The sequence below is a fragment of the Salinisphaera sp. RV14 genome, assembly GCF_052044135.1.
Taxonomy (GTDB): Bacteria; Pseudomonadota; Gammaproteobacteria; order Nevskiales; family Salinisphaeraceae; genus Salinisphaera.
In genome coordinates this window covers 74,054-96,121 of the sequence record NZ_JBQDYF010000013.1, presented here as the reverse complement: position 1 = coordinate 96,121, position 22,068 = coordinate 74,054, and the positions used below count along the sequence as shown (strand labels likewise).

The window sequence follows — 22,068 nt, the reverse complement described above, 5'->3', positions numbered from 1 at the left end:
GAATGACCGTATCGCCGAGCGCTTCGATCTCGTCGGCACAGGCTTCGAGAAACGCCGCGCGGGTTTCCGGATCGGTGGTGGAGAAGGTATCGAAGGCGTCATGGGCGGCCTGGGCCGCCGCGGTGACTTCCTCCGGGGTGGCCTCGAAGAAATCCTGTTTATAAGGGGCGTTGTCCTCGGCTGCACGGCTGGCAAGCGTGTTCTGGCCGACTGCCACGCGGGCGCCGCCAATGAATTGCTGGCCGGTGAGTTCGGGCATGGCGGACTCCTGATTGAAAGCGGTGTCGTTCGATTGCGGGGCGCTGCCCTGCCGCCCCCGCGCGAGATGTTCGAAAAGACGGCGTGCGCCGAAGGTCCACGGCGGAATGGCGTCGCTGCGGTTCACGCGATTGACGAGTGCGCCGAGCGTGGGCGTGGCGATGGTCACGCGGTCGCCGATGTGGTGCGTGAAACCCTGACCTTCGCCGTCGCGATCGAGCGTGGGCGAGAACATCGTGCCGAGATACAGCACGAAGCCGTCCGGATACTGGTGATGCGAACCATGCGCTTGCGATACGAGATCCAGCGGATCGCGGCTGATCTCGCGCATGTCGGACGCATCGTCGAGCCGGAAACCGTCGTCCGCGCCTTCGATGACCAGCCGCACGCGTGCCGAGCGCACGTCATCGATATCGAAATGATCATCGAACAGACGAATGAACGGGCCGAGCGAGGCCGAGCCGTTGTTGTCCTTGGCCTTGGACAGCAACAGGGCGCTGCGGCCTTCCAGGTCGCGCAGATTGACGTCGTTGCCGAGCGTGGCACCCCGGGTGCGTCCGGTGGAATCCACCGCCAGCACGATCTCCGGCTCGGGGTTGTTCCAGGCCGACGACGGGTGTAGCCCGACCTCGGCGCCGAAACCGACCGCCGCCATGGGCTGGCATTTGGAGAAGACTTCGGCGTCCGGGCCGATGCCGACTTCCAGATACTGCGACCAGGCGCCGCGTTCGATCAGCGCCTTCTTGAGTTCCATGGCGGCGTCCGATCCCGGCACGATCTGCGACAGATCCTCGCCGATGAGTTCGTGCAGCTGGCTGCGAACTTCGGCTGCCTTGGCCGGATCGCCGCCGGCCTGTTCCTCGATCACGCGCTCCAGCAGGCTGACCGCGAAGGTCACACCGCAAGCCTTGACCGCGGCCAGGTCGACCGGGGCGAGCAGGCGCTCGCCGGAATCGGTTTCCAGCGACTGGGTGAGCCAGTCGCGTACGTTGCCGAGCGCCTCGCCCGGCGCCCGCGCGGCGACCTCGAGCAGATCGTCGCGATCGAGCAGATCGGTCATGGTCGGGCCATGAGCGCTGATGTCCACGACCTCGCCGCCGCGCACGGCGATCAGGGCCGGACCGTCGATCGGGGCCGTGCGCCAGACGCGGCCGACGAGTACGGCCCGGTCCAGATCCTGTGGCAGACAATCGGACAGTTCGATCAGATCCATTTCAGCCCCAACCGGCGTCGATAAAATATTCGTGGGCGGTGCAGCCGGCGCTGTCGTCGGCGGCGAGAAACAGCACGGTCGGCGCGACGTGCTCGGGTAGTAATCGTTGCTTGAGGCACTGGTTGGCCTGGATCCGGGCCTCGTCCTCGGGTGTGATCCACTTGTCGAGCTGACGCTCGGTGATGATGGCGCCCGGAATGATCGTATTGACGCGGATATTGGATTCGCCCAGATCGCGCGCCATGCCGCGGGTCAGGCCGTGGATGGCGGCCTTGGCCGTGGTATAGCCCGGCATGCCGCCGAGGGCGACCTTCCAGCTGATCGATCCGAAGTTGATGATCGAACCGCCCCCGGCTTTAGCCATCCCGGGGGCTGCCGCCTGAATGGCGAAGAACTGCGGGCGCAGATTGATCGCCATGCGCTCGTCCCAGTAGTCGGGGGTCACGGACTGCCAGTCGTGGCGATCGTCGTTGGCGGCATTGTTGATCAGCACGCGAATCGCGCCGTGTTCGACCTCGACGTTGCGAATCGTCTGCTGGAGGCGGTCCACGTCGCGAATATCGCAGGGCGTGAACGCCACGCGATAGATGCTCGACTCCCGCTGCAACCGGTCGACCAGCGCCTCGCTGGCGGCCTCGTCGATATCCACGAAGTGGACGTTCGCCTTTTGCCGTGCCAGCGCCGAAACCACTTCGGCTCCGATTCCGCTGCCGCCGCCGGTCACGAATGCCGTTCGGCCTTCCAGGCTGGGATAGATTGCGGATTGACTCATAGCGGGCCGATCAGTGGTTTTCCCGCGGGATCGCCGCGCCGCGGCAACCGCCCAGAAAGTCCAGATCGGCGCCGAGATCGGCTTGCTGCACGTGGTCGAAGTACAGTTTCTGGTAACCGCTGTCCATCGCCGGCGGCGGGGCGGTCCAACGCTTGCGACGCGCTTCGAGTTCGGCGTCGTCCACGTCCAGATGCAGGCGGCGGTTGTCGACGTCCAGCTCGATCATGTCGCCGTTCTCGACCAGGGCCAGCGGACCGCCGGCGGCCGATTCGGGCGAGACATGCAGCACCACCGTACCGAACGCGGTGCCCGACATGCGGGCATCGGACACGCGCACCATGTCGCGCACGCCTTTTTCCAGAATCTTGGTCGGCAGCGGCATATTGCCCACTTCGGCCATGCCCGGGTAACCCTTCGGGCCCGCGCCCTTGAGCACCATGACACAGGTTTCGTCGATATCCAGATCGGGATCGTCGACCCGGGCCTTGTAGTCCTCGATCGATTCGAACACCACGGCCCGGCCGCGATGGGTCATGAGTTCGGCGGTGGCCGCCGAGGGTTTCAGCACGGCGCCGTCCGGGGCGAGATTGCCCTTGAGCACGGCGATGCCGCCCCGCTCGTTGACCGGATTGTCGCGCTTGCGGATCACTTCATGATCGAAGCATTCCACGTCGGCCAGGTTCTCGCCGACGGTATGGCCGTTCACGGTCAGCGCGTCGGTGTGCAGCAGATCCTCGATCTGCTTCATCAGCGCCGGCAGACCGCCCGCGTAACAGAAATCCTCCATCAGGAAGCGGCCCGAGGGCATCAGGTCGACCAGGCAAGGCACGTCGTGGCCGAGCTTGTCCCAATCCGACAGATGCATGTCGACGCCGACCCGGCGCGCGAGCGCCAGCAGGTGAATCACGGCGTTGGTCGAGCCGCCGATCGCGCCGTTGGTGCGGATCGCGTTCTCGAACGCCTTGCGGGTAAGAATCCTGGATGGCTTGAGGTCTTCCTCGACCATTTCCACGATACGCCGGCCCGACATGCGGCCGAGCCGGTTGCGGTGCGCATCCACCGCGGGAAACGCGGCGTTGCCGGGCAGGGCCATGCCCAGCGACTCGGCCATCGAGGCCATTGTGGAGGCCGTGCCCATGGTCATGCAGTGCCCGGCCGAGCGATGCATGCCGGATTCCGCGGCGAGAAAATCATCCAGCGACATCTTGCCGGCGCGGACGTCCTCGGAGAACTTCCAGACGTCGGTGCCGGAGCCGAGCTGACGCCCCTTGAAGCGGCCGTTGAGCATGGGCCCGCCGGAAACCACCAGGGTGGGCAGATCGCAGCTGGCCGCGCCCATCATCAGCGAGGGCGTGGTCTTGTCGCAGCCGCACATCAGCACCACGCCGTCCATCGGGTTGGCGCGGATGGCTTCTTCGGTGTCCATGGCCGCGAGGTTGCGAAACAGCATGGCGGTCGGGCGCAGCAGCGTCTCGCCGCAGGAAAACACCGGGAATTCCAGCGGCGTACCGCCGGCATCCAGAATGCCGCGCTTGATGTGCTCGACCAGACCCCGGAAATGCGCGTTGCACGGGGTGAATTCGGAGAAGGTGTTGCAGATCCCGATCACCGGCCGGCCATCGAATGCATCGTCGGGCAGCCCGCTGTTCTTCATCCAGCTCCGGTGCAGGAAGCCGTCGCGGTCGTGGCCGCCGAACCAGGCCTGGGATCGGCGTTTGGGATTACCGTTCTGTCCGTCGCTCATCATCTAACTCCTGTAGCAGGCAACTAATGTCAGACATGTTGGAGATATGTTCAACATAGACTTTCGTTTTAATGCAGGGGCTCGCTTGATGTGGCGAGCATCGCAGCCAGCGGAATGGCTCGATACGGCCGCCGCCGACGCTTGCTTCGTTGCGGTTGCCGCTCGGTCGGGTATGGCTGAGCCCGCTGGTTGCGGCGCTGCGTGAATCGGCAACGGGGCTCCGGGGAGCGCCATGCGTCGCACTTTTTGCAGTCGCATTCCGGGCGGTCGGCAGTTGGGTGCCGGCCGTCGTCATGCGTATGTTGCCGCCTGCGCTTTATCGTCCGGCGGGTGTGCCAGCCCGGCCCGGGGAAACGAGCCATGAAAGGGTTGTCACTTGCGGCGCGCGCGGCGTGATCGGGCAGCGGTGGCAACAGCATTGCCAATTACCGTGCGTCGCGCGTCCGTATTCGAGCGGCCTGTTTCGTCGACTCGCCGCGTTGGTGGCGAGCCAGGCGGCGCTCAGTCGCCGGGCCTGACTGGAATGACTTCCGGGCGCGTGTGCGCGAGGCCCAGGGCGAGGCTCGTACCTTCCAGAATCGCATGGGCGGCGTAGAAGGCATCCTCGACCTTGCGCATGCGGATCGCTTCCATCAGTCGCCGATGACGCTCGAGACTGTCTTCGGGATCGCTTGCGCTGACGTTCGACTCGACCACGAGGAGGTGAATCGAGGGGCGGAGGATATGCGACAGCTGAGACCAGACGATGTTGTGCGTCGCACGGAAGATGGCCACATGAAAGGCCACGTCCGACTCGCTATCCAGGCGTCGTCGTTCGCCGCTCTTGGCTTCCTTGAGCGTGCGGGCCATGCCGTTGAAGGCTTCCTCGATCGCGACCAGGTCGTGGGCGTTGGCCTGGCGGGTGGCGGCCATGGCCACATGGGGTTCAACGCTCAGGCGAAATGACAGCACCTCGCGTTGAATTTCCTCGTTGGGGGCGGCAAAGCGCGTCATCCAATCGGTGACGAGCGGATCGAGGATGTGCCACTCCGAGTACTCGCGAACGCGCGATCCATAGCCGGATATCCGCTCGATGATACCGCCGTCCACAAGCTGGGAAAGATGACGCCGCACCACCGTCCGGCTCAGGTTGAACTGCTCGCAGATCTGCATTTCCTTGGGAATGAAATCGCCCGGCTTGTAGCGCCCCGAGAAAATATCGGATACGAGCCGATCGGTCAGGTTGAAATCGCTGCGAGGCAAACGGGTCGTACTCATGAAGTGTCGGGCGAGCGGTTGAGCGGGCGATGGGGTCGCAGAGCTTGGCATTGGATGTTAGCACGCCATGGCCCCGTCCCCGGCGTGCCAGCCCTTGCAGAACCGGCCCGCGTGAACGATTCCGACGCGCCCGGAAGCTCGACCGGGCGGCCGCGGCGCCCGTTGTCAGCAACTGCTGTCGCTCAGTTTTGGAACGCTCATGCCGAACACGGGCCGCAACTTGATGCCGACCACGGTGCCCAGCAGACCGACCGCGCCCCAAAGCCAGCCGTGCAGCGAAAACGAGGCGATACCGCCGAAGTAGGCGCCAATATTGCACCCGAAGGCGATCCGGGCGCCGTAGCCCATGAGCACGCCGCCGATCAGGCGGGCCGCGATGATGCGCCAGGGCAGGTCGGTGGCGATCCTGAACGTGCCGCCCCAGGCCGAGGCGGCCATCGCACCGAAGATGATGCCGATGTCCATCACACTGGTGCGGTCGGACAGAATGGGGGTGTGCAGGCCGCCGGCATGCGGGCCGGACCAGTAATACCAGCTGCCGACATCCACGCCCAGCGCCGACAGTGCCTGCGACCCCCAGAGCGCGAACGCACTGGTTATGCCCCACGGTTTGCCGGACAGCCAGAGCGTGGCCGCGTTGAGCACGGCGAGCGCGAGGGCGCCGGCCCAGAGCGGCCAGGCGCCGCGCAGTACGCGCTTAAGCCCCCGTTCGCTTGGCGGACCCTTGCGTGGCGGCGGATTCAGCCGGCGCTCGACCAGCCAGGTCGCGGCCACGATCGCGCCGATGATGATGAACTGCAGAATCACCGCGCCGGTATAGCCCCAGGACGTATCGGCCAGCGAAATCTTCTTCCAGACGAAGTCCGGCTGCAGCCAGAAGCCGAAATCGTGGGCACCCCAGACCGAGCCGACGATGAAGCCGAACAGCGTGATCAGGATCGAGGTCTGGCCGGAGCCGACCGTATACAGCGAGCCCGATGCGCAGGCGCCACCGAGCTGCATGCCGATGCAGAAGATGAACCCGCCGAAGGCGACCGACAGCCCCACCGGAAAGACATAACCCGACAACGGGCCGCCGAAGGCGGTGGTGCCGAGCGCCATCAGCGGCGCGAATAAAAGGCTCGCCACCGCCAGCATGAGCATATGCGCGCGCAGCGTCTGCCCCTGGCCGACGGCCATGAGCTGGCGGAATGCCGAGGTGAAGCCGAAGCGCGCATGGTAGAGCGCGACGCCCAGGCCGAGCGCCACGACATAAAGAACGCCCTGCGCGAAGCCATAGCCGGCAAACAGCACGGCGAGCAGCGCGAGACTGATGCCGCCCGCGATGGCGGTCGCGCCCGTCCGGGGCGCCGGCGGTATTTCGAGCGCGCGCGCCGGGCGCTCGGGATTGCGAATATCCGACATGATCCAATCGATTGCACGTGATGGAATCATTGTATCGCCGCTGCCAATACCGGGCCTTGCCGTCGATGTGAAAAGTACCCGGGCGGCGGCCGACTAACGTCGGGTAGCACGCGCGCCGCGCGCGGTGACATCGTCGGGCCGGAGGTGAGGCCATGTCGGCGATCAGTGCCCATCTGAAGGAAATCGAGCGCGTTGCCGCCGGACAGCCATCCAGCCGGGATGGCCTGGTGGTCAATTCCTGGCTGCGTTGCCTGCACGAATATCGACTCGATCCGAGCCAGCGCGGCAATGCCTACATCGTGCCGGGCTCCGAATTGCGCGAGCACCAGCAGCAGGCGGAGGAACTGATCCGCATAAGCCGCGCTGCGCTGGATCATCTTTACGAGCAGGTGGCGGGGCACAACTACGTGCTGTTGTTGTCCGATGCGCGCGGCGTGTCCGTGGCGCACTACCGCAACCCCAAGCTCGATCCGGCGCTGCGCGATGCCGGCCTGTACCTGGGCGCGGACTGGGCCGAGGATCGAAGCGGGACATGTGCGGTAGGCGCCTGCCTGGTCTCGCGTCAGCCGATCACCGTGCACCGGGACGATCATTTCGATCCGGCGCATATCGGGCTCACCTGTTCGGCCGCGCCCGTATTCGACACCCTGGGCGAACTGGTGGCGGTGGTGGATATCTCGCAGCTGCGCTCGGCCGTACCACGGTCGAGCCAGCAGCTGGCGCGGCATCTGGTGATCGCCACCGCGCGGCGGGTGGAACTGGCCAACCTGATGAGCCAGGCCGAAGGGCACTGGCTGCTGCGCCTGTCGCGTTCGCCCGATTTCATCGACAGCGATCCGGAAGCCGCCATCGCCGTGGATGGCGGCGGGCAGATCCGCGGCATGACGCATGCGGCGTTCAGCGCCTTGTCGCAGCGCATCGGCCTGACCGAGCACAGTGGCGCGGAACTGATCGGCCAGCCGATCGATACCCTGTTCGACCTGGATGCCGAGATGCTCGATCAGTACATGCGTGGCCAATCGGCCCGTGATCGGCTCCTGTTCGCCGGCGGCCAGCCGCGCCTGTTCGCCAGTGCCGAGCCGCCGGCAACGCGTGCGCCGAAAACCCTTCGTGCCACCGTGCCGGCGCCGCGCGATGACATGCCGGACTCGCTGGCTCGCCTGGCCGGCGCGGATGAGACGATGACGCGCCTGGCACGCCGCGCTGCCCGGTTCGCCCGGCGTGATCTACCGGTGCTGATCCAGGGCGAAACCGGCACCGGCAAGGAGGTGTTCGCCCGCGCCGTGCATGCCGCGCGCCCCGACCCGGGCCCGTTCGTCGCGGTGAACTGCGCGGCGATCCCCGAGCATCTGATCGAATCCGAGCTGTTCGGCTATGCGCCGAATGCCTTCACCGGCGCGGCCAAGGGAGGCAAGCGCGGGCTGATCGACGCCGCCAACGGCGGCACGCTGTTTCTCGACGAAATCGGCGATATGCCGCTGGCGCTGCAGAGCCGGCTGCTGCGCGTGCTGGCCGAACGCTGCGTGACCCCGGTCGGCGCGCTGGAATCGCGTCCTGTCGATATTCATCTGATCTCCGCGACCCATGCGCCACTGGCCGACCGGGTGGCGACCGGCGATTTCCGTGAGGATCTGTATTACCGGCTCAACGCCGCCGTGCTGAAACTGCCGCCACTGCGCGAGCGCGGCGATTTCAATACGTTGGCCGATACGATCCTGGCCGAACTCGGCGCCGAGCACGGCGAGCGATATCGTCTTTCCGGGCCGGCGCGGCGCCGGCTGGCGGCGCATCATTGGCCCGGCAACGTGCGCGAACTGCGTAACGCACTGGCGGTGGCCGCGGCCCTGTGCGAGCCGCCGACCATCGAAATGCACGACCTGCCCGACGAGATCGGCGTGTCGTCGGCATGTGCCGGCCTGGAAGCCCGGCTGGCCGAGTGCGGCGGTAATGTTTCGGAACTCGCACGCCGGCTCGGCGTGGACCGTACGACGGTTCATCGCCGCCTCAAACGCCTGCGTACGCACTGATTTTTCGGTCCGCAATCGACTGCCACACCTGTGGCAACACCCTGTGGCACGCGCCGCGACCGTGGCCGCATACCCTGATGAATAATTGTTTTAAAACAAGGTGATGAATTAACGGCACGACGCTTGCCATATCTTCTCCAGAGCGCGTTTGCGCGCCATGTCAGCGACACGGTCCACCCTGCGAATGAGGAGATCGATGAAAGCACTGCGATTCCACGCCGCCCGGGATTTACGGCTCGAGGAAGTCGAGCCCCCGCATGATCCGGCACCAGGTCAGGTCGTCGTCGCCAACCGCTTCTGCGGCATCTGCGGTACCGATCTGCATGAATACGCCTACGGGCCCATTTTCATTCCGACCGCGCCCCATCCCTATTCGAAAGCGCAGCTACCGCAGACGCTGGGCCACGAATTCGGTGGGGTGGTGACCGCCGTGGGCGACGGCGTGACCAACGCCGCGGTCGGTGATCGGATTTCGATCCAACCGCTGATCATGCCGCGTGCCGGCGATTATTTCGCCGATCGCGGGTTGTTTCATTTGTCCGAGCGCTTGGCGCTGGTGGGCCTGTCCTGGGATTACGGCGGGATGTCGGGTGGCGCGCTGGTCAACGACTACAACGTGCAGGTGATTCCCGAGGCCATGACCGACGAGCAGGCCGCGCTGGTCGAGCCGACCGCGGTCGCGGTCTATGCCTGCGATCGGGGCGAAGTATCCGCCGGCAGCAGTGTTCTGGTGGCCGGTTCTGGCCCGATCGGCATTTTGATGCTGCTCGCGGCGCGGGCTGCCGGGGCGACCCAGCTGTTCGTCTCGGACGTGAACCCGACCCGACTGGCGCTGGCCGAGCAAGCCGTGCCGGGCGTGATCCCCATCAATGCCCGGAGCGAATCGGTGGGCGACGTGGTACGCGATCACACTGAAGGCCATGTCGGCTGCGATGTGGCGATCGAATGCGCCGGCAACGAGCACGCGCTGAAGTCGGCGCTCGACGCCGTACGCAAGCAGGGCACGATCGTGCAGACCGGGCTGCATGCGGGCGAAAACCCGCTCAACTGGTTCGATGTGACGTTCAAGGACATCGACGTACGCGGCTCGTGGTGCTACCCGACCTGGTACTGGCCGCGTGTCTGCCGGCTGATCGCCAGCGGACAGATCCCGTCGGAACGGGCGGTGACGCGCCGTATCCCACTCGACGAGGCGGTCGCACACGGCTTCGACGCGCTGCTCGACCCGGCCGGCACCGAACTCAAGATCCTGATTGATCTCGAGAACGCGGCCTGACCCGATTATTCCGACAACAGCGAAACACAGAGGAGAAAACCATGCTGGACACTGCCGCAGGCACCAAGATCCAGAACGTGCTGTCGGCGCTCAACAAGGCGCTTATCAATCGAAATATCGACGAGGCGCTGGAGCTTTTCGCCGACGACTGCTATTGGCGCGATCTCGTTGCCTTCACCTGGAACATCAAGACGGTCGAAGGCAAGGCACAAATTCGCGACATGCTGGAAAACCGGCTCGACGACGTACAGCCCGCCGACTGGACCGTGGACGACAACGAGGAGCCCGCGCATGCCGACGGCATCACCGAAGGCTTCATCGAATTCGATACGGGCGTGGCGCGTGGTTACGGCTATATCCGGCTCAAGAACGGCCTGATTTGGACCTTGCTCACGACGATGCACGAACTCAAGGGGTACGAGGAGCCGAAAGGCCATTCGCGTCCCTTGGGTGCCAAACACGGCGAACACCAGGGCGAGCCCACCTGGGCCGAGGAGCGGGAGGCCGAGCTGGCCGAGCTCGGCGTGACTACCCAGCCCTATGTGCTGATCATTGGCGGTGGGCAGGGGGGCATTGCGCTCGCCGCACGCCTGCGCCAGCACGGCGTGCCGGCGCTCATCGTCGAGAAGAACGAACGTCCGGGGGATTCCTGGCGCAAGCGTTACAAGTCGCTGTGTCTGCACGACCCGGTGTGGTACGACCATCTGCCGTACATCAAATTCCCCGATAACTGGCCGGTGTTCTCGCCCAAGGACAAGGTCGGCGACTGGTTGGAGATGTACGCCAAGGTCATGGAACTGAACTTCTGGGGTTCGACTGAGGCCAAGCGCGCCAGCTACGACGAAGCGACTCAGACCTGGACCGTCGTGGTCGACAAAGACGGCGAAGAAATCACCCTGAAGCCGAAGCAGCTGGTGCTGGCCACCGGCATGTCGGCCAAGCCGAACAGGCCGGCCATCGCGGGCCAGGATCGCTTCCAGGGTATCCAGCAGCATTCCTCGGAGCACCCCGGGCCGGACGGGATGGAAGGCAAACAGGTGGTGGTGATCGGCGCCAACAACTCGGCGCACGACATCTGTGCGGCGCTGGCCGAGCACGGGCTCGATGTGACGATGGTGCAACGATCATCCACGCACATCTCGCGCTCTGAATCGCTGATGAAGCATGCGCTGGGCCCGCTGTATTCCGAGGAGGCCGTGGCCAACGGCATCACCACGGAAAAGGCCGATCTGCTGTTTGCCTCCATTCCCTACGCGATCATGGCCGACTTCCAGAAGCCGATCTTCGATGCCATCCGCGCGGAAGACGCCGAGTTCTATCGACAGTTGGAAGACGCCGGCTTCATGCTCGATTTCGGGCCGGACGATTCCGGCCTGTTCATGAAGTATCTGCGGCGAGCGTCCGGCTACTACATCGACGTCGGCGCGTCCCAGCTCATCATCGATGGCCGGATCAAGCTGGCCAGCGGCGCCGATGTGAAGGAACTGACCGAGCACAGTGTCGTGCTCGAGGATGGCCGTGAACTGCCGGCCGATGTCGTCATCTATGCCACCGGTTATGGTTCGATGAATGGCTGGGCGGCCGATCTGATCTCACAGGACGTGGCCGACAAGGTCGGCAAGGTCTGGGGGCTGGGCTCCGATACGCCCAAGGACCCCGGGCCGTGGGAAGGCGAACAGCGCAACATGTGGAAACCGACCCGGCAGGAAGGCCTGTGGTTCCACGGTGGCAATCTGGCCCAGTCGCGCCACTATTCCCATTACCTGGCACTGCAGCTCAAGGCCCGGATGGAAGGCATTCCGACCCCGGTCTATGGCCTGCAGGAAACCCATCACCTGAGCTGATTCCGGCTCCTCCGGACTTTGCGGGGCTCCGGCCCCGCATTTTTTCGACCGGCCCGGGAGCGGAACCGGCGGGCAAGGCCCGTTCAGCCTCCGGTCCAGCGCACAATGAATGCGGCGCCATAGCCGCACAGGAACCCGGCGCTCGGCCCGATCAGCCAGCCTTTCAAAATCCCCTTCACCGCCGGCCACTGTACGGTGTCGCGTCCGCGGGCCAGCCCGGCGCCGGCCATGGCCCCCACGAGTGCCTGATTCATCGACGTCAGGTAGCCAAAAGCCACCGCCGCGAGGACCACCATCGCCTGCACACCCTGTGCGGCGGTGGCCATCGGCAGGTCCATCTTCACGACATCGAACGCCACTTTTTCCAGCAGCGGCTTGCCCCAGGTCAGCACGCCCAGCGCCAGGCCCAGGCCGCCCACGAAAGCCGCCGCGAATACCCCGAACAGATGCGTACTGAGAAACACGGCAGTGGCGTTGGACACGTCGTTGGCGCCCATGGTCAGCGAGGCGAGGACACCGACCGCCAGCAGGGCGCGGGCGATGGCCGGATGGCCTTGGCTCCCGGCCGCGGGCCATCGACTCAGGATATGCGTGAAGACAAACCCCAACACCAGGGCCACCAGCGGCGCGGCTGCCCACAGCACCACCAGGCGCGCAATCGTGCCCCAACGGATGGGCAGACCGAGCGACATGCCGACACCGGCCACCGCGAACACGAGAATCTGAATGGTGGAGGTGGGGATGCGCAACAGATTGAAGCAGGTCGTGAGCGCGAAGGCGACGGCGACGATGCACAACGCCGCGCCAACGCTGATTCGTGGCGCGCCGACGATGCCGTGACCGACCGTGGTGAGTACGGCGTGACTCAGGAAGGTCGCGCCTAGCAGGGTGAAGAGTGCCATCAGCCCCAGCGCTGGCCGCAGGCGAATCGTGTTCGCCGCATACGGCATGCCCATGCAGGCGCCGGTGTAGTGCGCGCCCATGCTCCAGGCAAAGGCGAACGCCACGACAATCAACGCGATCGCGATCAGGCTCATGTGGCCTCCGGTCTATGGTTGGCAATGATCCTGGCCGAAGGCGTCAAGCGGAGCCGTGCCCGCCGCGAGCGCCCGCAGGCGCCGTCAGGCTGCGGACCGGCGATGATTTTTTCATGACCAAGGGGCAGCGCCATGATGGCGGCGGGCCCCGTCGCGGGTGCGGGGCTGCCCCGCCTGGTGCTTCGCCCGCCTGAGGTCGACTGCGAACCGGGCTGGCGCGGAAGCGGTCGACCGGTTTCGTTCACGGTGACGCCACCAGCGGCAGCCAGATCGCCAGAGCCATGAGTGTGGCCAGCAGTACGGGCGGCGTGAGCACCAGCCCCACCTTCATGTATTGACCCCAGCCGATGCGGTGGCCCTTGTTGGCCAGCACATGCAGCCACAACAGGGTGGCCAGGCTGCCGATCGGGGTGAATTTGGGGCCGAGGTCGTTGCCGATCACATTGGCATAGAGCATCAGCTCGCGGGTGAGCTCCGGCACCTGGGCCTGCTTGATGGCCAGCGCGCCGACGAGCGTCGACGGCAGATTGTTCATCACCGAGGCCACGAAGGCCGATAGAAACCCCGTGCCGAGCGTGGCCACGATCGCGCCTTGCGCCCCCAGCCAGTCGAGCACGGTCGCGCCGTAATCGGTCAGTCCGGCCCGGCCCAGCCCGTAGACCACCAGATACATCCCGATCGAGAACAGCACGATCTGCCAGGGCGCGTTCCGCATGACCGGGCCGAGCGGAACACGGGCCCCGCGCCCGCCGCGCCACCAGCGCCCGGCGATGGCGAGCAGGGCCAGGGCGCCGCTACCGGTCACGAGGCAGTAAGGCACATGCCAACGCGCAAGGACGAAATAAGCCACGAGCAGCGCTGCCAGCACCGGCATGGCGGCGCGGAATACCTGCGGGTCGACGATCGCGCTGGCCGGCGTCGCCAGCGCGTCGATCGGATAGCGCCGTGGCATCCGGCGGCCGAAGGCCAGCCAGAGCACGGCCAGCGTGGCGGTGATCGACACCAGGTCGACCGGCACCATGACGATGGCATAGCGATCGAACGAGACGCCGAAGAAATTGGCGCTGACGATATTCACCAGATTGGAGATCACCAGCGGCAGGCTGGCGGTATCGGCGATGAAGCCGGTGGCGATGATGAAGGCAAGGGCCGCCGCGGCGGAGATTTCCAGCCGGACCAGAATCGCGATCACGATCGGCGTGAGCAGCAGGGCGGCGCCGTCGTTGGCAAAGAACGCGGCGATCACGGCACCCAGCAGTACGACGAGCGGGAACAGTAAATGCCCGCGCCCGTTGCCCCAGCGCGCGATATGCAGCGCCGCCCAGGAGAAAAAGCCGGCTTCGTCGAGAATCAGCGAAATGATGATCAGCGCGACGAACGTGAAGGTGGCATCCCAGACGATATGCCAGACCACGGCAACGTCGGACCCGTGCACCACGCCGGTGGCCAGGGCCACGGCGGCACCGCCCAGCGCGCTCCAGCCGATGCCGAGATTCTTCGGCTGCCAGATGACGAGCACGAGGGTGACGATGAAGATGGCGAGCGCCAGCATGGCGGAAACTCCGGAGGAGAAAAGCGATTCAGTGCGCGACTTGATTGACGCGTTTGGACGTCTGTTCGGCGCTTTCCACGCGTTCGGAGTAGCGGCGGGTCAGATAATCGCCGCGGTCGCGCATCAGCCAGGTGAATTTCACAAGTTCCTCGCAGACGTCGACCACGCGTCGATACAGGGGCGAATCCTTCATGCGGCCGTCGTCGTCGAACTCGCCGAATGCCTTGGGCACCGAGGACTGGTTCGGGATTGTGACCATGCGCATCCAGCGGCCCAGTACCCGCAGTTGGTTGACCGCGTTGAAGCTCTGGCTGCCGCCCGAAACTTCCATGACCGCCAGCGTCTTGCCCTGGGTGGGCCGGACCCCGCCCAGCGACAGCGGTATCCAGTCGATCTGGGTTTTCATGATGCCGGTCATCGCGCCGTGACGTTCCGGGCTGATCCACACCATGCCTTCCGACCAGGTCGCCAGGTCGCGCAGCGCCTGTACCTTCGGATGATCGGCCTCGGCATCGTCCGGCAGGGGCAGGCCGGCTGGGTCGAATAGCCGCACCTCACAGCCGAACCAGCGCAGCAGGCGGGCCGCTTCCTCGGCCAGAAAGCGCGAGTAGGAGCGCGCTCTGAGCGAGCCGTAGAGGATCAGAATGCGCGGCGCGTGCCGGGCGGCATCCGGGCCGACCAGTGCGTCGATATCAATGGGGTGCAGCGCGTCCGGATCGATATTCGGCAGATCGTGAAGACTGAAATGATCGACCATCACGCGCTCTGCGAGTGCGTGACGACTTCGCCGTCTTCCTTCGTGAAACGGCCGACCGGCGCATCCAGCAGGTCCAGCACGCGCTCCGACGGGCGGCACAGGCACACCCCCTTGTCGGTCACCACGATCGGCCGGTTGATCAGGATCGGATGGGCCAGCATGGCGTCGATCAGTTGCGCGTCGGTGAGAGCAGGATCGTCCAGCCCGAGGTCGTCGTACGGCGTGCCCTTGCGGCGCAGCAGGTCGCGCGGGGGCATGTTCATTTGCTCGAGCAGCCAGAGCAGGCGCGCCCGCGACGGGGGATTATCGACATATTCGACGATCTCGGGCGTCTCGCCGGAGGCCTCGATCATCGCCAGCGTATTGCGCGAGGTGCCGCAGTTGGGGTTGTGGTAAATCATCGGTTGCATGGCGGGTCCTTTCGGTTGTCGGGCGCCGGGGCGGATTCGGCCAGCGAATCCAGCAATGGTTCGCAGATTTCGGGGCGGCCGGCGCAGCAGTCGCGCACGAGAAAGCGCACGGTGTCCTGCATGTGCGTCAGGTCCGCGCGGTAGACGATGGATCGGCTGTGGCGTTGCGACATCGCCAGACCGGCCCGCGTCAGCACCGCCAGATGCGCCGACATCGTGTTGTGGGGCACGTCCAGCAGGCGCGCGATTTCACCCGCCGGCAGGCCATTCGGCTCGTGCCGGACCAGCAGGCGAAAGGCCGCAAGCCGCGTTTGCTGGGCGAGCGCCGAGAAACACTCGATGGCGTCAAATTCGTCCATATGTCCAATAATATGGACATATAAACCCGGGCGCAATGGCGGCTGACCCCGGCGCCGGGCACAAAAAAGCCGGCCCGCGAGGGAGCCGGCCGATGGGTGCGCGCAGCGAGGTGTCAGAGCGACACGGCGACGGCCTTGGTTTCGGTGTAGTTGTTCAGCACCTGCTCACCCATCTCGCGGCCCCAGCCGGACTGCTTGAAGCCGCCGAAGGGCAGGGCGGCGTCGAAGATGTTGTAGCAGTTGACCCACACCGTGCCGGCCCGGATCTTGGCGGCGAGCTGGTGTGCCTTGCCGATGTCCTGGGTCCAGACGCCCGAGGCCAGGCCGAATACGGTGTCGTTGGCGCGCTTGATGAGGTCGGTGTCCACGTCCCTGAACTTCGTCGCCGCCACCACCGGCCCGAAGATTTCTTCCTGATAGACGCTCATCTCGTCGGAGACGTCGACCAGCACCGTCGGCTTGACGAAGTAGCCCTCGCCCTCGGCGCGTTCACCGCCGGCGGCAGCCGTCGCGCCCTGTTTCCGGCCGGCTTCGAGATAACCGGTGACGCGCTCGAGCTGGGTCCGGGAGACGAGCGGGCCCATCTGGGTTTCCGGATCGAGCCCCGGGCCGAGCTTGATGTTGCGGGCGTACTCAGCCACGCCTTCGATCACCTGGTCGTAGACTTTTTCGTGTACGAACAGGCGTGAGCCGGCGGCACAGCACTGGCCGTGGTTGAAGAAGATGGCGTTGGCCGCGCCTGGAATGGCTTTTTCCAGATCGGCGTCATCGAGCACGATGTTCGGCGATTTGCCGCCCAGCTCGAGTGAAACCTTCTTGAGGTTGCCCTTGGCCGCATCCACGATCAGGCGGCCGACTTCGGTCGAGCCGGTGAAGGCGATCTTGTCGACCATCGGGTGGGCCGCGATCGGCGCGCCGGCCTCCTCGCCGAAGCCGGTGAGCATGTTGACCACGCCGTCGGGCACGCCGGCCTCCTGCATGATTTCGGCAAGCTTCAGGCCGGATAGCGGCGTTTCCTCGGCCAGTTTCATGACCACCGTATTCCCGCAGGCCAGGGCCGGGCCGAGTTTCCAGGCCGCCATCAGCAGCGGGAAATTCCAGGGAATGATCTGCCCGCATACACCCACCGGCTCGCGGCGGGTGTAGGCATGCCACTGGGCGCCGGGCGCGTAGGGCACGGTGATGCCGATCTGCTCGCCGTTGAGCTTGGTCGCCCAGCCGGCCATGTACTGGAACAGTTCGGCGGCCAGCGGCACGTCGGCCGCCCGGGCAATGGAAATGGGCTTGCCGTTGTCGAGTGCTTCCAGCTGGGCGAGCTCTTCCTGGTGTTCCATGATCAGGTCGCCGATCTTCCAGACGATGCGGCCGCGCTCGGCCGGCGACATCCGGGTCCACGGCCCATCATCGAAGGCCTTGCGGGCCGCCTTCACGGCCTTGTCGACATCGGCCTTCGCCGCGGACTGGGCATGGGCGACCACTTGGTCGGTCGCGGGATTGTAGACCTCGAAGGTCTTGCCCGATTCGGCGGCCACCCATTGGCCGCCGATGAGCATCTTGCGTGGGGTGTCGATGAATTGGCGGACACTGGATTCGAGTTGGACTTCACGGGCTGCGACTGCGCACATAACCGATCTCCTCATTATGGTTTTGGATGCTCCGCTCGCGGAGCGAGGCGGCGCGTTTTCCTGAACGCCGGTTCCCCTGTGATAGCGCAAATTTCGCGCCATTGGAATGGGGCGCCGCGATGCCCTGCAATCCGGCCTTGCACGCATTGGCTGCGGTGTAAACCGCTGCCTCGGTCGCCACAGGTGTTGCAGCATGGCTGCCACACCCGCGCGCCGCGGGGCGCGGCATGCGCAGGCCATCCAATGGTGGCCGGGCGGCGCGGAGCCGTCGTCGTCGATAGCAACGCGCTCATCGTCGCCCGGCGGGGCCAGCCGCGGGGCGGGGCGCTGAACAGGCGGGGCCGTAGGCGCCGCCCCGTGCGCCGATCAGAGTTCCATCCACATCCGGTACAGCCCGGTGCGCACGGATTCCATCAACAGGCGATCGGTTTCGTCGGCCTTGTGCCCCATGCGGGCGACGAGGTGATAATAATGCGACAGAATCTGGCGGTGTTTGAGCTCGGGGATCTGGCTTTGTATCCAGGTCACGGCGGCATAGCGCGTGCCGCGGGTCACCGGCCGGACCTGGTGGATGAGGCCGGTGGGGTAGATCACCGCGTCGCCGGCATCGAGCTTGACCAGCTGCGGGTCGGTTCCGGTCCACAGTTCGAGTTCGCCGCCGTCGTATTCGTCGGCGGCGGACAGAAACACCGTGACCGACAGATCCGTGCGCAACGGTTTCGGTTTGGTGTTCATGATGGCTTCGTCCATATGCAGCCCGTAGTACATGCCGGGCTGATAGCGGGAGAAGGTGGGGCCGGGGATGCCGCGGGGGAACGCGGTGTTGAGAACGTCGTCGTTATTCAGAAGGGCCTGGACCACCAGTCGTCCGATTTCCGACTGCTCGGAATCGCCCTCGCTGATCTGCTCGTTGTTCTTGATGTTCGAGCCGCGGTTGGTGGCCTTGCCTTCCACGAACTCGGCGTTTTCAACGAACGCGCGTGCCTTGCGGGTCTGGGCTTCGTCGAGCAGTTTCTTGATCTGGGTTATCATGGAATTGACCTGGCTTGGAAACGCGCGAACCGGTGCGAGCGCAATTCAGGCATGCGCTTCGGCTTGCATTGACATTACCGCACCCGGCCGCGCGCGCATAAAGATTGGCGGCGGGCGCCGTGGCAGCGGGATGAGCCCGCGCCGCATGCGGCGCCTGGCCCGGCAGAAAAGCCTCGCCGGGACGGTCCCGGCGAAGCAATCGCATCGGAGGAGATGCGTGACTGAAAAACGGCGTGGGTTGGCGGGCGGCCATCACGAATCCACGCGAAAGCCCATGGTGGCCCGTACCGCGCGCTCCCAGCCGGCGACGAGTTGTTCGCGTTTGCCGCTCGGCATGGCCGGTGTGAAACGCGTTTCGATGGCCCATTGCTCGGCGATCTGTTCGCGCGATTCCCAGAAGCCCACGGCCAGGCCGGCCAGATAGGCCGCACCGAGCGCGGTCGTTTCGCTGACTTCGCTGCGCAGTACGTCCACGCCGAGAATGTCGGCCTGGAACTGGGCGAGGAAGTCGTTCGCGATCGCGCCGCCGTCGGTACGCAGTTCGGCCAGATTGAGGCCGGCGTCGGCCTGCATGGCCCGCAGGACATCGGCGCTTTGATAGGCGATCGATTCCACGGCCGCGCGTATGAAATGCTCCTTGGTGGTGCCGCGCGACAGCCCGAACACGGCGCCGCGGACGTTGCTGTCCCAGTAGGGCGCGCCGAGGCCGGTGAATGCGGGCACCATGTACACGCCGTCATTGTCGCCGGCACGCTCGGCATAGGCTTCCGAATCGGATGATTTGCCCAGCATGCGCAACCCGTCGCGCAACCACTGGATCACGGAGCCGGCCACGAAAACACTGCCTTCGAGGGCGTATTCGATGGTGCTGTCGATCTCCCAGCCGATCGTGGTCAGCAGACCGTTTTCCGAGGCGGTGGCCTCGGTGCCGGTGTTCATCAGCGTGAAGCAGCCCGTGCCGTAGGTGTTCTTGGCCATGCCCGGCTCGAAGCAGGCCTGGCCGAACAGGGCGGCCTGCTGGTCCCCGGCCATGCCGGCGATGGGAATCTCGTTGCCGAAAAAATACTTGGGCTGAACGTGGCCATAGGTTTCGCTGCTCGACTTCACCGCCGGCAGCATGGCCTCGGGTACACCGAATAGTTCGAGCAGTTGCGGGTCCCATTGGCGGTCCCGGATGTTGAACATCATCGTGCGCGAGGCATTGGTCACGTCGGTGACATGCACGTCGCCGCCGGTCAGGTTCCAGACCAGCCAGGTGTCGATGGTGCCGAACAGCAGGTCGCCGCTTTCGGCTTTTTCCTTCACGCCATCCACGTTGTCGAAGATCCACTTCAGCTTGGTGCCCGAGAAGTAGGCATCGATGACCAGCCCGGTCTTGTCGCGGATCATCCCGGTATGGCCGGCTTCGCGCAGTTCGTCGCAGATCTCGGCCGAGTGCCGCGATTGCCAGACGATGGCGTTGTACACCGGTTGCCCGGTCTTTTTGTCCCAGACGACCGTGGTCTCGCGTTGATTGGTGATGCCGATGCCGGCGATCTCCGAGACGTCGACCTGGGTGTTGTTGATCAGTTCGGTGAGCGTGGTGAGCACGCTGGTCATGATGTCGCGCGGATTGTGCTCGACCCAGCCCGGGCGCGGGAAAATCTGTTCGAATTCGCGTTGCGCGATGCCTGCGATCCGGCCATTGCGGTCGAACAGCAGCGAACGCGAACTGGTCGTGCCCTGGTCTATGGCGAGTATGTATTTCTTGTCCATCGCTCTCTCCTTTGAAGCGCGCGGCGCTTGCTTCGTTTCATGCGCGCGACACCGCATCGCAGGCGTTTGTCGGGACCGGCCGGCGACGCCGCCCGGTGGCCGCGGATGAACCGCTCAACGGCGGATTGCCCGGCCCAAGGTAACCCGAATCAAAGCCGGCGGCAGATCGGGCGCCGTGCTCAGGCGGGGGCACGCTCGCGCAGATAGGCCGTCAGCCGATCCACCTCGCCGGATGCCAGCCGCAGACCCAGCTTGGAGCGGCGCCAGATAATGTCTTCGGCCGTGCGCGCCCATTCGTGCTCGCATAGATAATCGACTTCCGCTGCGTACAGGCCGGCGCCGAAGTGCTCGCCCAGGTCGTCCAGGCTTTTCGCCCCGGCGACGATATCGCGCACGCGCGTGCCGTAGTTGAACACCATGCGATTCGCCATGCCCAGGGGGATGAACGGATGACTGGCCTGCAATGATTCGAACAGATGCTGCGGCCTGGATTCCTCACCCCCGGGCAGCGGATGGCCGTTGCCGGTCCAGGCCTTGTGCTGGTTGCCGAGTTCGGGCGCGATCTGGTCGACGGCGTCCTCGGCCAGGCGGCGGAAAGTCGTCAGCTTGCCGCCGAAGACGTTGAGCAGCGGGGCGCCGTCGGTATCGAGCTGGATGCGGTAATCGCGGGTGATCTCGCTGGCGTTGTCCTCGCGGTCGTCGAGCAGCGGGCGCACGCCGGAATAACTCCAGACCACGTCGTCCGGCGCGATCGACTGCTCGAAGTAGCGGTTCGCCGACTCGCAGAGATAGGCGATCTCGTCTTGCTCGATGGCGACCTTGCCGGGCGCGCCTTCGTGTTCCACGTCGGTGGTGCCGATCAGGGTGAAATCCTGTTCGTAGGGAATGGCGAACACGATGCGTCCGTCCGGCTGCTGGAAGATGTAGGCGTAGTCGTGATCGAACAGCTTCGGTACCACGATGTGACTGCCCTTGATCAGCCGAAGCGCGTACTGGTGGTTCATCGTCGCCACATCGTCGAGGAAACGCACCGCCCAGGGGCCGGCGGCGTTGGCGAGCCCGCGCGATTTGGCTTCGATGGTCTCGCCGGCGGCGGTCTTGAGTGTCACCTGCCAGCCATCGGCGCCGCGCGTGGCGGATTCACAGCGCGTGCGCGTCATGATGGTGGCGCCGCGGTTGGCGGCATCCATGCAGTTGAGCACGACCAGCCGCGCATCCTGGACCCAGGCGTCCGAGTAGACAAAACCCTTGTTGAACTCGGGCTTGAGCGGCGCGCCGGCCGGGTGGTCGTCGAATTTCACGCCGTGCGAGCCCGCCAGGGTCTGACGGCCGCCGAGATGGTCGTAAAGAAACAGCCCGGTACGGATCATCCAGGCCGGACGCAGATGCTTTTGATGCGGCAGGATGAATCGCATCGGCCAGATGATGTGCGGCGCGGCCTTGAGCAGCACTTCGCGCTCCGACAGGGCCTTGGCCACGAGCTTGAATTCGTACTGCTCGAGGTATCGCAGCCCGCCGTGAATGAGCTTCGTCGAAGCCGAGGACGTATGACTCGCCAGGTCGTCTGCCTCGCACAGCAGAACCGAAAGGCCTCGACCCACGGCGTCGCGGGCGATGCCGGCGCCATTGATGCCACCACCGACCACAATCAGGTCATACGTTTGCGGAGTGCTCATATCGGGATCGCCTTATGTTCGGATTAAAACCTTAGAGTTCGAAAGCGAAAACAAAAATACAACAAAAGTT

The 22,068-nt window shown here is 65.2% G+C and carries 16 protein-coding genes and 1 pseudogene; 3 read left to right on the top strand and 14 right to left on the bottom strand.

What is annotated here, in order from left to right:
* Positions 1-316 precede the first annotated feature (316 nt).
* The 5 genes and pseudogenes from ACS8Y6_RS13395 to ACS8Y6_RS13375 all read right to left on the bottom strand — a co-directional run.
* Positions 317-1,471, bottom strand: a pseudogene (locus ACS8Y6_RS13395) (fumarylacetoacetate hydrolase family protein); the annotation flags it as partial.
* Position 1,472: 1 nt separating this feature from the next.
* On the bottom strand, positions 1,473-2,243 hold the full coding sequence (locus ACS8Y6_RS13390) for an SDR family NAD(P)-dependent oxidoreductase (protein WP_440849718.1): 771 nt from the start codon (positions 2,241-2,243) through the stop codon (positions 1,473-1,475).
* A 10-nt stretch (positions 2,244-2,253) separates the two neighbouring features.
* A complete protein-coding gene (gene araD / locus ACS8Y6_RS13385) occupies positions 2,254-3,987 on the bottom strand; it encodes an L-arabinonate dehydratase (RefSeq protein ID WP_440855742.1) in 1,734 nt (577 codons plus the stop codon).
* A 501-nt stretch (positions 3,988-4,488) separates the two neighbouring features.
* Positions 4,489-5,244 carry a FadR/GntR family transcriptional regulator gene (locus tag ACS8Y6_RS13380; RefSeq protein ID WP_440855741.1) on the bottom strand — a complete coding sequence of 252 codons (756 nt, stop codon included), beginning with the start codon at positions 5,242-5,244 and terminating at the stop codon, positions 4,489-4,491.
* 165 nt (positions 5,245-5,409) lie between these two features.
* Complete coding sequence (locus ACS8Y6_RS13375; RefSeq protein ID WP_440849724.1) at positions 5,410-6,648, bottom strand: YeeE/YedE family protein; 1,239 nt, start codon at positions 6,646-6,648, stop codon at positions 5,410-5,412.
* 152 nt (positions 6,649-6,800) lie between these two features.
* Between ACS8Y6_RS13375 and ACS8Y6_RS13370 the strand changes: the two genes are divergently transcribed.
* The 3 genes from ACS8Y6_RS13370 to ACS8Y6_RS13360 all read left to right on the top strand — a co-directional run bounded on the left by ACS8Y6_RS13370 (position 6,801) and on the right by ACS8Y6_RS13360 (position 11,795).
* Positions 6,801-8,675: a sigma-54-dependent Fis family transcriptional regulator gene (locus ACS8Y6_RS13370; protein WP_440849725.1), complete on the top strand. Its 1,875-nt coding sequence runs from the start codon at positions 6,801-6,803 to the stop codon at positions 8,673-8,675.
* Between the two features lie 196 nt (positions 8,676-8,871).
* Positions 8,872-9,951, top strand: a complete 1,080-nt coding sequence (locus ACS8Y6_RS13365; protein WP_440855740.1) for a 2,3-butanediol dehydrogenase — start codon at positions 8,872-8,874, stop codon at positions 9,949-9,951.
* A gap of 41 nt (positions 9,952-9,992) precedes the next feature.
* Positions 9,993-11,795 carry an NAD(P)-binding domain-containing protein gene (locus ACS8Y6_RS13360; protein ID WP_440855739.1) on the top strand — a complete coding sequence of 601 codons (1,803 nt, stop codon included), beginning with the start codon at positions 9,993-9,995 and terminating at the stop codon, positions 11,793-11,795.
* A gap of 83 nt (positions 11,796-11,878) precedes the next feature.
* Here the strand turns inward: ACS8Y6_RS13360 and ACS8Y6_RS13355 are convergent, their stop codons facing one another.
* From ACS8Y6_RS13355 to glpD, 9 genes are all read right to left on the bottom strand, one after another.
* Positions 11,879-12,832: an anion permease gene (locus tag ACS8Y6_RS13355; RefSeq protein ID WP_440855738.1), complete on the bottom strand. Its 954-nt coding sequence runs from the start codon at positions 12,830-12,832 to the stop codon at positions 11,879-11,881.
* Positions 12,833-13,073: 241 nt separating this feature from the next.
* Complete coding sequence (locus ACS8Y6_RS13350; protein ID WP_440855737.1) at positions 13,074-14,384, bottom strand: arsenic transporter; 1,311 nt, start codon at positions 14,382-14,384, stop codon at positions 13,074-13,076.
* 28 nt (positions 14,385-14,412) lie between these two features.
* A complete protein-coding gene (gene arsH / locus ACS8Y6_RS13345) occupies positions 14,413-15,141 on the bottom strand; it encodes an arsenical resistance protein ArsH (RefSeq protein WP_440849730.1) in 729 nt (242 codons plus the stop codon).
* Complete coding sequence (gene arsC, locus ACS8Y6_RS13340; protein ID WP_440849731.1) at positions 15,141-15,551, bottom strand: arsenate reductase (glutaredoxin); 411 nt, start codon at positions 15,549-15,551, stop codon at positions 15,141-15,143. The genes arsH and arsC overlap by 1 nt, the downstream gene beginning before the upstream one ends.
* A complete protein-coding gene (locus tag ACS8Y6_RS13335; RefSeq protein ID WP_440855736.1) occupies positions 15,539-15,910 on the bottom strand; it encodes an ArsR/SmtB family transcription factor in 372 nt (123 codons plus the stop codon). The genes arsC and ACS8Y6_RS13335 overlap by 13 nt, the downstream gene beginning before the upstream one ends.
* Before the next feature lie 113 nt (positions 15,911-16,023).
* Positions 16,024-17,535 (bottom strand): aldehyde dehydrogenase family protein, encoded by a 1,512-nt coding sequence (locus ACS8Y6_RS13330; RefSeq protein ID WP_440849733.1) that lies wholly within the window; start codon positions 17,533-17,535, stop codon positions 16,024-16,026.
* A gap of 366 nt (positions 17,536-17,901) precedes the next feature.
* Positions 17,902-18,567, bottom strand: a complete 666-nt coding sequence (locus tag ACS8Y6_RS13325; protein ID WP_440849734.1) for a Fe2+-dependent dioxygenase — start codon at positions 18,565-18,567, stop codon at positions 17,902-17,904.
* A 252-nt stretch (positions 18,568-18,819) separates the two neighbouring features.
* On the bottom strand, positions 18,820-20,322 hold the full coding sequence (glpK, locus tag ACS8Y6_RS13320) for a glycerol kinase GlpK (RefSeq protein WP_440849735.1): 1,503 nt from the start codon (positions 20,320-20,322) through the stop codon (positions 18,820-18,822).
* A gap of 179 nt (positions 20,323-20,501) precedes the next feature.
* Positions 20,502-21,998 (bottom strand): glycerol-3-phosphate dehydrogenase, encoded by a 1,497-nt coding sequence (glpD, locus tag ACS8Y6_RS13315; protein WP_440849736.1) that lies wholly within the window; start codon positions 21,996-21,998, stop codon positions 20,502-20,504.
* Between the last annotated feature and the right edge of the window lie 70 nt (positions 21,999-22,068).

Coding starts and splice junctions, on each gene's coding strand:
- ACS8Y6_RS13390 (WP_440849718.1), bottom strand. CDS start 2,243: ATGAGTCAATCCGCAATCTATCCCAGCCTGGAAGGCCGAACGGCATTC.
- araD (WP_440855742.1), bottom strand. CDS start 3,987: ATGAGCGACGGACAGAACGGTAATCCCAAACGCCGATCCCAGGCCTGG.
- ACS8Y6_RS13380 (WP_440855741.1), bottom strand. CDS start 5,244: ATGAGTACGACCCGTTTGCCTCGCAGCGATTTCAACCTGACCGATCGG.
- ACS8Y6_RS13375 (WP_440849724.1), bottom strand. CDS start 6,648: ATGTCGGATATTCGCAATCCCGAGCGCCCGGCGCGCGCGCTCGAAATA.
- ACS8Y6_RS13370 (WP_440849725.1), top strand. CDS start 6,801: ATGTCGGCGATCAGTGCCCATCTGAAGGAAATCGAGCGCGTTGCCGCC.
- ACS8Y6_RS13365 (WP_440855740.1), top strand. CDS start 8,872: ATGAAAGCACTGCGATTCCACGCCGCCCGGGATTTACGGCTCGAGGAA.
- ACS8Y6_RS13360 (WP_440855739.1), top strand. CDS start 9,993: ATGCTGGACACTGCCGCAGGCACCAAGATCCAGAACGTGCTGTCGGCG.
- ACS8Y6_RS13355 (WP_440855738.1), bottom strand. CDS start 12,832: ATGAGCCTGATCGCGATCGCGTTGATTGTCGTGGCGTTCGCCTTTGCC.
- ACS8Y6_RS13350 (WP_440855737.1), bottom strand. CDS start 14,384: ATGCTGGCGCTCGCCATCTTCATCGTCACCCTCGTGCTCGTCATCTGG.
- arsH (WP_440849730.1), bottom strand. CDS start 15,141: ATGGTCGATCATTTCAGTCTTCACGATCTGCCGAATATCGATCCGGAC.
- arsC (WP_440849731.1), bottom strand. CDS start 15,551: ATGCAACCGATGATTTACCACAACCCCAACTGCGGCACCTCGCGCAAT.
- ACS8Y6_RS13335 (WP_440855736.1), bottom strand. CDS start 15,910: ATGGACGAATTTGACGCCATCGAGTGTTTCTCGGCGCTCGCCCAGCAA.
- ACS8Y6_RS13330 (WP_440849733.1), bottom strand. CDS start 17,535: ATGTGCGCAGTCGCAGCCCGTGAAGTCCAACTCGAATCCAGTGTCCGC.
- ACS8Y6_RS13325 (WP_440849734.1), bottom strand. CDS start 18,567: ATGATAACCCAGATCAAGAAACTGCTCGACGAAGCCCAGACCCGCAAG.
- glpK (WP_440849735.1), bottom strand. CDS start 20,322: ATGGACAAGAAATACATACTCGCCATAGACCAGGGCACGACCAGTTCG.
- glpD (WP_440849736.1), bottom strand. CDS start 21,998: ATGAGCACTCCGCAAACGTATGACCTGATTGTGGTCGGTGGTGGCATC.